Annotated in this window: 13 protein-coding genes; 2 read left to right on the top strand and 11 right to left on the bottom strand. The window is 59.9% G+C overall.

Going from position 1 to position 10,192, the window contains the following annotated elements; all coding sequences use genetic code 11:
• Window positions 1-164 precede the first annotated feature (164 nt).
• From AAC126_RS20160 to AAC126_RS20115, 10 genes are read right to left on the bottom strand one after another with little or no spacing between them, the layout of a single operon-like run.
• A complete protein-coding gene (locus AAC126_RS20160) occupies window positions 165-1,880 on the bottom strand; it encodes a Na(+)/H(+) antiporter subunit D (RefSeq protein WP_339856879.1) in 1,716 nt (571 codons plus the stop codon).
• Window positions 1,864-2,154, bottom strand: a complete 291-nt coding sequence (locus tag AAC126_RS20155) for a hypothetical protein (RefSeq protein WP_339856876.1) — start codon at window positions 2,152-2,154, stop codon at window positions 1,864-1,866. The genes AAC126_RS20160 and AAC126_RS20155 overlap by 17 nt, the downstream gene beginning before the upstream one ends.
• Window positions 2,155-2,164: 10 nt before the next feature.
• A complete protein-coding gene (locus AAC126_RS20150) occupies window positions 2,165-3,655 on the bottom strand; it encodes a monovalent cation/H+ antiporter subunit D family protein (RefSeq protein WP_339856873.1) in 1,491 nt (496 codons plus the stop codon).
• A complete protein-coding gene (locus AAC126_RS20145; RefSeq protein WP_339856871.1) occupies window positions 3,652-5,139 on the bottom strand; it encodes a monovalent cation/H+ antiporter subunit D family protein in 1,488 nt (495 codons plus the stop codon). The genes AAC126_RS20150 and AAC126_RS20145 overlap by 4 nt, the downstream gene beginning before the upstream one ends.
• Complete coding sequence (locus tag AAC126_RS20140) at window positions 5,136-5,540, bottom strand: cation:proton antiporter subunit C (protein ID WP_339856868.1); 405 nt, start codon at window positions 5,538-5,540, stop codon at window positions 5,136-5,138. The genes AAC126_RS20145 and AAC126_RS20140 overlap by 4 nt, the downstream gene beginning before the upstream one ends.
• Window positions 5,541-5,543: 3 nt before the next feature.
• Window positions 5,544-5,981: a Na(+)/H(+) antiporter subunit B gene (locus AAC126_RS20135; protein WP_339856865.1), complete on the bottom strand. Its 438-nt coding sequence runs from the start codon at window positions 5,979-5,981 to the stop codon at window positions 5,544-5,546.
• Window positions 5,978-6,568 carry a DUF4040 domain-containing protein gene (locus AAC126_RS20130; RefSeq protein WP_339856863.1) on the bottom strand — a complete coding sequence of 197 codons (591 nt, stop codon included), beginning with the start codon at window positions 6,566-6,568 and terminating at the stop codon, window positions 5,978-5,980. The genes AAC126_RS20135 and AAC126_RS20130 overlap by 4 nt, the downstream gene beginning before the upstream one ends.
• Entirely contained in the window at window positions 6,565-6,906 is a 342-nt protein-coding gene (gene mnhG, locus AAC126_RS20125) for a monovalent cation/H(+) antiporter subunit G (RefSeq protein WP_339856861.1), read from the bottom strand. The genes AAC126_RS20130 and mnhG overlap by 4 nt, the downstream gene beginning before the upstream one ends.
• Window positions 6,906-7,238, bottom strand: a complete 333-nt coding sequence (locus tag AAC126_RS20120) for a cation:proton antiporter (RefSeq protein ID WP_339856858.1) — start codon at window positions 7,236-7,238, stop codon at window positions 6,906-6,908. The genes mnhG and AAC126_RS20120 overlap by 1 nt, the downstream gene beginning before the upstream one ends.
• A complete protein-coding gene (locus AAC126_RS20115; protein WP_339856855.1) occupies window positions 7,235-7,723 on the bottom strand; it encodes a Na+/H+ antiporter subunit E in 489 nt (162 codons plus the stop codon). The genes AAC126_RS20120 and AAC126_RS20115 overlap by 4 nt, the downstream gene beginning before the upstream one ends.
• A 212-nt stretch (window positions 7,724-7,935) precedes the next feature.
• Between AAC126_RS20115 and prpB the strand changes: the two genes are divergently transcribed.
• Together prpB and AAC126_RS20105 are read left to right on the top strand one after the other, a co-directional pair.
• The gene (prpB, locus tag AAC126_RS20110; protein ID WP_339856852.1) at window positions 7,936-8,844 is read left to right on the top strand and encodes a methylisocitrate lyase; all 909 of its coding nucleotides are present in this window, start codon (window positions 7,936-7,938) and stop codon (window positions 8,842-8,844) included.
• Between the two features lie 121 nt (window positions 8,845-8,965).
• Window positions 8,966-9,826: a branched-chain amino acid aminotransferase gene (locus AAC126_RS20105; protein WP_339856849.1), complete on the top strand. Its 861-nt coding sequence runs from the start codon at window positions 8,966-8,968 to the stop codon at window positions 9,824-9,826.
• A gap of 52 nt (window positions 9,827-9,878) precedes the next feature.
• Here the strand turns inward: AAC126_RS20105 and AAC126_RS20100 are convergent.
• Window positions 9,879-10,192: ABC transporter substrate-binding protein (locus AAC126_RS20100; protein WP_339856846.1), on the bottom strand; the 314-nt coding region annotated here is incomplete at its 5' end.

Raw genomic sequence — 10,192 nt, 5'->3', positions numbered from 1 at the left:
CGGGACGAGATATTCGCCAGTCATGTCCATAGCGGTGAACCTTTCTTCACAAGGGAATTAACCCGCGGCGTTGGCATTATCATCTTTTTCGCCCCCGTTCCAGACTGGCCGGGCAGGCTGGGGCGCAATGGGGGGCTCCGGCCTGGGATGGCCGGAGGAGATCATCAGATGGCTGAGTAGCTGACAACCAGTGCCACCAGCAGCAGGAAGGCGACGATGGCGACCGCATTGCCCACGCGGGCAATACGCCCGGAAAGACCGCCGGGTGCAAACACCGTTACGGAAGCCGCCATTGCAGCATTGATTACTGTTTTGGCGTTCCCGGTGACACTCTGGTAGCTGATGTCGATCGCGGTGCCGAGTTTGCCCAAGACATTTGGCAGATAGCGCCTGTAGACCCAATCGAAATCCAGGTTCGTCGATTTCAGTTCTGGCGGATAGATGCCTGTGCGCATGAGCACCGTGAACGCCAGTGCCGAGAACATCAGAAGCTGGAGCTGCGTTATGACGTGAGCGGTTGTGTACGGAACATAGTCCAGTTCAAACGGCAGCAGGGCGTAGAGCGGGTCTGGCCAGACGCCGATACCGACACAAAGGATAGCCGAGATCCCCATAGCCAGCAGCATATTGAACGGGGCTTCCTTCGGCCGGCGGCCGCTGTCATGTGCGAAGAAGGCGAAATAGGGGATCTTGATGCCGGAATGGTGGAACACACCGGCGGATGCAAACAACAACACCCCCCAGACGAACCAATATCCCTCATTCGCGGAAGCGGACATGATCAGCGATTTGGACACGAAGCCCGAGAACAAGGGGAAAGCGGAGATCGACGCGGCACCGACCATACAGAAGGCCGCCGTCCACGGCATGGATTTGTAAAGACCGCCAAGCTCGGAGCCTTTGCAGGTTCCGGTGCGGAACAGTACGGCTCCCATCGACATGAACAGGAGGGCTTTATAGAGGATATGGCAGAAGGCATGGGCGGCCGTGCCGTTCAGCGCGAGTTCCGTGCCGACGCCGATGCCGACAACCATGAAGCCGAGCTGGTTGTTGAGACTGTAGGCCAGCACGCGTCGCAGATCGTTCTCGATCACCGCATAGAAGATCGGGAACATGGTCATTGCCGCGCCGATCCAGATCAGGATCTCGGTGCCGGCAAAACCACGCGCAAGGGTATAGACCGCAAGTTTGGTGGTAAATGCCGAGAGCACGACTGTTCCGGTGACCGTGGCTTCCGAATAGGCGTCTTGCAGCCAGTTATGCAGCAATGGAAACGCGCATTTGATGCCAAAGGCCAGGAAGATCAACCAGGCGCCGGGGGCTTCAAGTCCGAAATGATCGAAGGCGATGGAGCCGGTCGCGGTGACATGAATGATCAGACCGGCGAGCAGAATGACACCGGAGCCGACCTGGATGATCAGGTAGCGCATTCCCGCGCGGTAGGCGCTTTCGGTTCCACTGGCCCAGATCAGGAAGACTGACGAGACGGCGGTCAACTCCCAGAAAACGAACAATGATATCAGGTCACCCGCCAAGGCTGCGGCAATGGCGCTGCCGGCATAGATCTGCGCTGCGGTGCGCTGCACGCGATCAGGCTCGTGCCAGGCGTAGAGATTCCCGAGGATAGAGGCGATCAGGAAAATCGTCGCGAATATGCGTGAGAGATTATCCAGGCGGAGCAGTTCAAGCTCGTAGCCCAGCATCGTGACCGCGCCATGATTTCCGTCCGGAAGGGCAAACAGATAGACAAGCAGGACCGCGGGGAGGGCGAGCACATAGACCCGCCCGATACGATAACTGAGAAAAGGAACAAGCAGCCCGCCGAGAATCAGCAGCAGGCCGGGGCTGAGCGGGAAAAACAGATCAACGATCATGGTCATAATAATCTTCGTCCCGCATCAGGAATATCCGCATGAGTTTCGCGGCCAGAACAAGGCCGACGCACATGACGAAGCCATAGATGGCATAGAAGCCAAACCATGATTCGGCCTCGAAATGAGGATGCTTGTGATAGAAGGCATCCGCGGCAAAAAGCGCCGCGCAAATGACAAAAACCGCGATGACGATCTTGTTCACGTTGCGTGGACTGTCGAGCCAGCGTGGCTTCTCGTCAGGCTTCGAATGGGGCTCCGGGGTCTTTGAATGCTCAGTCATGGCGCCAGCCTCACTCAACGATCGGACGCAGCAACGCGATGATCGCGTCGGCATAGAAGAACAGGACGAGACAGCCGAAGGCCGTCAGGCAGGGCGGCAGCACACAGAAGAACGGCGCTTCCTGAATTCCGCCTTTTGCAGGAGCCACGGCGGCGCCTGCGGATGCCGTGGCGAGTGCAGGCGCTGGGCGGAAGAAACCGCGCGCCACAATCGGCATCAGGTAGGCGATGTTGAGCAGCGAGCTGACCATGTAGACCGCGACCACAACAATCATGCCTGTCTCCGCGGCGCCCATCGCGAGATACCATTTGCTCCAGGTCCCGGCGAAGGGCGGCAGGCCGATGATCGACAGCGCGCCGATGCAGAAGGCGCCGAAAGTGAAGGGCATGACACGCCCAAGCCCCTGCATGTCGCTGATCTCTGTCTTGTGGGTCGCCACATAGATCGCGCCGGCGCACATGAAGAGGGTGATCTTGCCGAAGGCATGGGTGGCGATATGCAGCGCGCCGCCGAGGATCGCGTAGTGATTGGCCAGCGCCGCGCCGAGCACGATATAGCCGAGCTGGCTGATGGTGGAGTAGGCCAGCCGGGCCTTCAGGTTGTCCTTGGTCATGGCGACAAGGGACGCCGCCAGCACGGTGAAGGAAGCAACCCAGATCAGCCAGTGCGCCGCCCCGGTCTGGGTCAGCAGATCGATGCCGAAGATATAGACCACCACCTTCAGCACGGTGAACACACCGGCCTTCACGACGGCGACGGCATGCAGCAGCGCGCTCACGGGCGTCGGCGCCACCATGGCGGCCGGAAGCCAGCGATGGAATGGCATCAGGGCAGCCTTGCCGATGCCGAACATGTAAAGCGCCAGCAGGAAGGGCAGCAGGACCGGCTCGACCTGGTCAGCCAGGATACCGCCTTTGGTGAAATCGAGCGTGCCGGCGGCGATCCAGGTCCAGATCACAGCAGCGAGCTGCAGGCCGATGGAGGTGCCGATCAGGATGCCGAGATAGATCCGCGCCCCGCGCTTGGATTCCTCGGTCTCCTTGTGGGCGACCAGCGGGTAGGTCGAGAGGGTCAGCACTTCGTAGAATATGAAGAGCGTGAACATGTTCCCGGCGAAGGCGATGCCCATGGCGCTGGAGATGGCCAGTGTGAAACACATGTAGAAGCGGGTCTGCTTCTTCTCGTCATTCCCGCGCATATAGCCGATGGAATAGAGCGAGTTGATGATCCAGAGACCGGAGGCGATGCAGGCGAACAGCATGCCCAGCGGCTCGATCTTGAAAGCCAGCTCCAATCCCGGCATGACCTCAAGCAGGGTCAGGCCCGGAGCCTCGCCCGCCATCACCGCATCAAGCAGGGCGAGCACGATTGCGAACAGCGCAACGGCGGTGACCAGAGTCACGCCTTCACGCAGGTTCGGCGAATTCCCGGTGAGCCAGATCAGCACCATGCCGACAAGCGGCAGGACGAGGGTGGCGAGGAGGGCTGTTTCCATACTCATTGTGCCGCTCCCACAAGACCTTCGGCGGCCATCCGGGCGATCCGCGTCGTCAGGCTGGCATCAACGCCGAAATAGATATTGGCAATAACCAGTGCCCAGGTCGGCAGCAGCATGGAAAGCGGCGCCTCCGTCACGGTCCGGCCAGGGGTAGGGTCCTTCAGGTAGGCGGCCTCGATAACGCGCCAGATATAGATCACCGCAAGCAGGGAGCTGGCGAGGATCAGGGCGATAATCAGCCATTCTTCCTGCTCCAGTGCGGCCGAGATCAGATACCATTTGCTGATAAATCCGACCGTCAGCGGCACGCCGATCAGGCTGAGCCCGCCGATCACGAAGGCCGCCATGGTCCAGGGCATCTGCCGCCCGATCCCGGCCAGATCGCTGATATGAACCGAGCGAACCCGGAAGAAGATGCAGCCGAGTGCCATGAAGAGGGCACCCTTCATCAGGGCGTGATTGAACAGGTGCAGGGTCGTCGCCATCAAGCCGGTGACGCTGAGGAAACTGACGCCGAGCATCATGTATCCGATCTGCGCCACACTCGAATAGGCCAGCATTCGTTTCAGGTTGTATTGATAGATCGCTGAGATCGAGCCGGCATACATGGCGGCCAGCGCCAGAGGCATGAGCACAAATCCGACTATCGGCGCCATGAAGGCGGAGCCGGAGCCGAAGATGGTGAAGGAGAAGCGCAGCAGCAGGTAGACCGCTGCCTTGGTCGCCGTCGCGGCGAGGAAGGCCGTTACCGCGCTGGGCGCATAGGTGTAGGCATTCGGCAGCCAGGCATGCAGAGGGAAAAGGGCCAGCTTCAGGGACAGCCCGATAATGATGAAGGCAAAGCCGACATCGAGAGTGCGGGAGGAGCCGATCGGGCCGATGCGTGCGGCAAGATCCGCCATGTTCAGCGTGCCGGTTGCCATATAGAGCAGCCCGACCCCGATGACGAAGAAGGTCGCGCCCACGGTCCCGAGGATCAGGTAATTGTAGGCGGCTGTCAGGGCGCGCCGATCCTGTTTCGCCCCGGCTGCGACCAGCACATAGGTCGAGAGCGACGAAATCTCGAGAAAGACGAAGACGTTGAAGGCATCCGCCGTGGCCGTGATGCCGAGCAGTCCCGTGAGGCAAAGGATAAAGGCGGTGTAGAGGAGTGGGTGCTGGCTTTTCGGAACTTCCTGCTCGAAGCTGCGCTTGGCGAAGGGCAGCACGACGGCGGAGATGCCGGATATGATCATCAGCACCAGGCCGTTGCTGGCATCGACCCGGTATTCGATACCGAGCGGTGCGGCCCAACCGCCGATCTCATAGCTGATCGGGCCGGTCTCCAGCACCATGTGCATCAGATAGACGCTGCACAGGAAGGCCGAAATGGTGACCAGAAGCGTGAAGAACCAGGCCAGGTTGCGCGCCCGGAGGAGGCTGCAGACCGGCGCCGCGATCAGCGGGCCGACAACCTGGAGTACCGGCAAATGGTCGACGGCGATCATCGGGCTGCATCCCCGGCGCTGAGGCGCGCGCGTTCATTCGTCACGACATTGTTGTCCATGCCGTCCAGCTCATCCTCTTCGATGGAATCGTAGCTCTCGCGTATCCGGACCACGAGGGCGAGCCCGAGTGCCGTTGTCGCGATGCCGACCACGATGGCCGTCAGGATCAGGACGTGCGGCAGCGGGTTCGAGAACAGCTCCGGTTTGCCGGTCAGGATCGGCGCCGTACCGCCCTCGGCCTTGCCAAGAGAGATGTAGAACATGAAGACGGAGGTCTGAAACACGTTCAGGCCGACCAGCTTCTTCACCAGATTGCCACGGGCGATGACGATATAGAGCCCGAACAGCATCAGGGCGATGACGATCCAGTAATTATACTTGTCTAGGAACAGCTCGAGCATGGCTTACCAGTCGTCATCCTGAATTTCACGGGTGCGGCCTGCATAGGCGAAGAAGATGGCGATCATCACGGCGGTGACGGTAACGCCGACACCGAATTCGACGAGAAGAATGCCGATATGCTGTCCGCCGGTCGGCGTGGATGCCAGAACGTCATAATCGAGGAAGGTGCCGCCGAGCAGAAGCGATGCAACGCCGGTCCCGGCATAGATCAGCACGCCCAGCGGGATCAGGATACCGAGCCAGCTGTCGGGGAAGGCCTTGCGGGCAGCCTGGACGCCGAAGATCAGGGCATAGAGGACAAAGCCGGCCGCGAAGATAACCCCGGCCTGGAAACCGCCGCCCGGTCCGTAATCGCCATGGAACTGCACATAAAGCGCGTAAAGCAGGATGAACGGGATGAGCAGCTTGGAGACGACGCGCAGGATCAGGTGATGCCTCATGCATCCTCTCCCTTGCCGCTGACGGTTTCATCGTCGGTCTCTTCATCCTCGCGGCGGCGTCCAAGCAGGAACAGCACCCCGATACCGGCCGCGAAAATCACGGCGGTCTCGCCCAGCGTATCGAAACCACGATAGCTGGCCAGGATGGATGTGACGATGTTCGGGACCTGAATGTCGTCGCGGGATCCGGCGATGTATTCCGGCACGATATGCTGAAACCCGGGAGCGTCGGTCGAACCGAACGGCGGCATGTCGACCGTGCCGTAGATCAGTGCGGCTCCGATCCCCAACGTGACGAGAAGCGGGCCGACATGTAGTTTGATCGCATGTTTCTCGCTGCGCCGGGTGAGGGTCATCGCCCCCAGCATCAGCACCGTCGAGATACCCGCGCCGACGGCGGCTTCGGTAAAGGCGACATCGACTGCGTCGAGTGTCACGAAGACGGCGGCCGAAATCAGGCTGTAGATGCCGGACAGCATGGCAGTTGCGAAGAGATTGCGGGATCGCACGATGCCGATCGCGGTGATCACCAGCAGAGTCATCAACGAGATATCGACCAGGATGTTAACGATGCCGGAATCCATCATGCGTCCTCCGTTTTCTTGGGGCGGAGATCGGCTTCAGGCACACCGAAAGGCCGCAGCCCCACGGCATTGGCCGCGTTGGCAAGCGCGTGTGTCGCTGTCGGGCTGGTGAAGAAAATGAACAGCGAGATCATCAGCAGCTTGACGGTCACGATGGACCAGCCTGCCTGCAGCATCATGGCGATCAACAGCAGCTCAGTGCCAAGCGTGTCAGTAATGCCGGCGGCGTGCAGCCGGGTATAGAAATCAGGCAGCCGCAGCATGCCCAATGTACCGGTGAAGATGAAGAACACCCCGGAGAGGATGAAGGCCCAGGAAGCGAGATCGATGATCAGTTCCATCAGACCGCCTCCTCGTTCTTGCCGCGGGCTCCGTTATTGACCTCGGACCCGTTCCTGATATCGGCGCTGTCGGCGACACCGAGGTTCCGGTAGCGGAAGAATTTCAGGATTGCGATGGTGCCGATAAAGTTCATCAGGGCATAGAGCAGGGCGATGTCCAGAAAATCGGGACGCCCGCCGATAAAGCCGAGCACGGCAATCAGCAGAACAGTCTTGGTGCCGAAGCTGTTTCCGGCCAGGACCCGGTCATAAAGAGTCGGTCCCGCAAGGCCACGTACCAGGGCCATAAGCATCGGAATGATCAGGCCGGCGGCGGCCGCGGCAAACATCATCGGTACTTTAACTCCATGGCCGTAACCCGCTGATCCATATCGCTTTCGATCAGCCCCGTTGCCATCTCGTCGGTGATCGCATGCACCAGGATCTCGTCATCGTCGATATCGACGGAGACGGTGCCCGGCGTCAGCGTGATGGAATTGGCAAAAGTGGCAATGCCGACATCGGTTTGCTGGCTTGCCTTCACCCGCACCATGCGCGGCGAAATGTTCATTTTCGGTGAGAGGACAATCTTGGCGACATCGATATTCGCCTTGCCGATTTCCTTGGCAAGCCAGAGCCAGTACTGGATCAGCTTCGGGCTCAACCGGATGTGAACCGGGAACCCATCAAGACGATCCATGCGGATGGCGAGATACAATGTCAGGACGACGGATGCGATGCCAAAAAACAGGACCAGCTTGTGGTCGAGACTGATCGATCCGGACAACAGCATCCAGAAAGCGGCAAGGCTCGCTCCCAGACCTAAGATGTGCCTCATCGACGCGTCTCCCTCGCGTTTATCGACCAGATTCGTTTTTCAGTCCGTAGACAGCGATCTGGTGTACCAGGAACCAATCCGACAGCACGCCAGCGTTGTCAATATAGTGATGACAATGAAATGACACGAGGGCGCTGCTGAGCGCAATCTTTGAAGAACAAAATTAACGACGAAACGCCCGGCAAGACGGCGCGAATGAGGAAGGAAAAAATATGGCATGGCTCCTGCAAAAACAGGTGGCGACTCCGGCGGGAGATCGACTGGCCGCGCTTTGGGGCAAACGGGAAATTTTGCGTATCCCGGGCGCGCATAATGCGCTTTCCGCTGTCGTTGCACGCGATACGGGGTTCGAATCGCTCTATCTTTCGGGTGGCGCTCTGTCCGCGAGCCTGGCGCTTCCGGATCTCGGCATGATGACGATGGAGGAATTGATCCATCAGGTGCGCTCCATCGTGCGGGCCTCGCAACTGCCGTTGATTGTCGACGGGGACACGGGATATGGCGAAGCCCTGAACGTGATGCGGCTGTGCCGGGAGCTGGAAGAAGCAGGGGCGGCCGCCGTTCAGCTTGAGGATCAGGTGCTGCCAAAGAAATGCGGGCACCTGTCCGACAAGCTGCTGAACGACACGGCCTCCATGAGTGCGAAGATCGCAGCCGCCCGAAAGGCACGAAGCCATCTGCGGATCATTGCCCGTACCGACGCCATGGCATCCGAAGGCCTCGATGGAGCGATTGCCCGGGCCAGGGCCTATGTCGCCGCCGGGGCGGATGCGATCTTTCCGGAAGCCCTGACGGAAGAAGCCCATTTCAGGGCTTTTTCGGAAGCGCTCGATGTTCCGCTGCTGGCGAACATGACGGAGTTCGGCAAGACGCCATATTTCACGGCCGAACAGTTCCAGGAATGGGGCTTCAGCATGGTTATCTGGCCGGTGACATCCCTGCGTGCCGAAGCGGGCATTGTCCGCGCGCTCTATCGGCATCTGGCGGAGCATGGCGGGCAGGAAGGGTTTCTCGACCGCCTGATGTCCCGGAAAGATATCTATGAGCATATCGGCTACGGAGAGTATGAGGCGCTGGATGGAACCATAGCCGCCAGCGTGGTGCCCGATACGGACAGTTGAATGGCTTTCAAACGGCTGCTGGCCTGACTTCCGGATTGTCACCATGACAAGATTTTACTAGCGGCACGATGCAAGTAGGGCAATATTGCTGTCCTATTATATTGCGCATGGAGATCCGTAAATGAAACAAATATTCTGGTATCGAGGTGAATGGCTATCAAACGAACCCATGTTGTCGGGCCCGCTGCAGATCTCATTCTGGTCGGCAAGCACCGTTTTCGACGGTGCGCGTGCCATCAAGGGAGCGCTGCCTGACATCGACTTGCATTGTCAGCGGGTTGTCCGCTCGGCAAAGGCGATGCTGCTTTCGCCGGGGCTGAAACCGGCTGAGATCGAGGCCCTCTGCCGTGAGGCTGTGCGACGGCTGCCGCAGGATCTGGATTACTATATCCGGCCGATGTTCTTCTCCACCAATCAGGGAGTGGCGCCGGAAGGAAATGATACGGAATTCGTGCTTGCCGTCTTCGAGGCGCCGTTACCGGATGCTGTCGCGGGATCGGCCTGTCTTTCCAGCTTCCGGCGCTGTGCCACCGATCAGGCGCCGACGGACGCCAAGACCGGCTCGCTTTATCCGAACGGGCAGCGCGCCTTGAAGGAAGCGAAAGAGCGTGGCTTCGACCTGCCGCTTCTGCTCGATCCAAATGGCAATGTCGCCGAGTTCTCGGTGGCTAACATCTGGATCGTGAAGGACGGCGTGGCGCGGACACCGGCGGCGAACGGCACCTTTCTCTCCGGCATCACCCGGCGGCGCCTGATCGGTTTGTTGCGGGAAGACGGCATCCCGGTCGAGGAAGTCACGCTGACAGTGGCGGACGTACATGCGGCCGACGAAATTATCGTCTGCGGCAATTTCGGGAAGATCCAGGCGATCAACCGGTTTGAGGATCGTGCCCTGACGCCTGGGCCGGTGTTTGAGCGGGCCCGGCAACTCTATATGGGGTTTGTCGACAGCACGCGCGCCAGCCAGAGGGCCGCGGAATAATCTTATGGCCCGTCAGTCCCGGGCATCGCGATCAATGCCCGGGACCCGTTCTCTACTGTAACTCTGTCGCGTAGAGTTCTGTTTTTACGTCTTTATTGACCAGGCCGCTTTCTTTCATGAAGGCGGCAAAACGCTCATAGCGCCCGCGGTCAAGCGCGGCCGGACGCAGCGCGAACCGGGGCAGGGTGTCGCGCCATGCACGTTTGTTCAGCTCGTCGTCCAGCTCTTTGCGGCCGTCGATAAAGGAGGCCCAGGCATCGTCCGGATGGTTCACCAGATACTGGGTTGCCCGCTCCACGGCGGCGAGGAATTTCTTCAGGCGCGGGTCGTCGAGGCGATCCTTGTGCGCGATATAGATCAGCTCGT

It is taken from the genome of uncultured Nisaea sp., assembly GCF_963974195.1.
Taxonomy (GTDB): domain Bacteria; phylum Pseudomonadota; class Alphaproteobacteria; order Thalassobaculales; family Thalassobaculaceae; genus Nisaea.
This window is presented reverse-complemented; position numbering and strand designations above follow the sequence as displayed.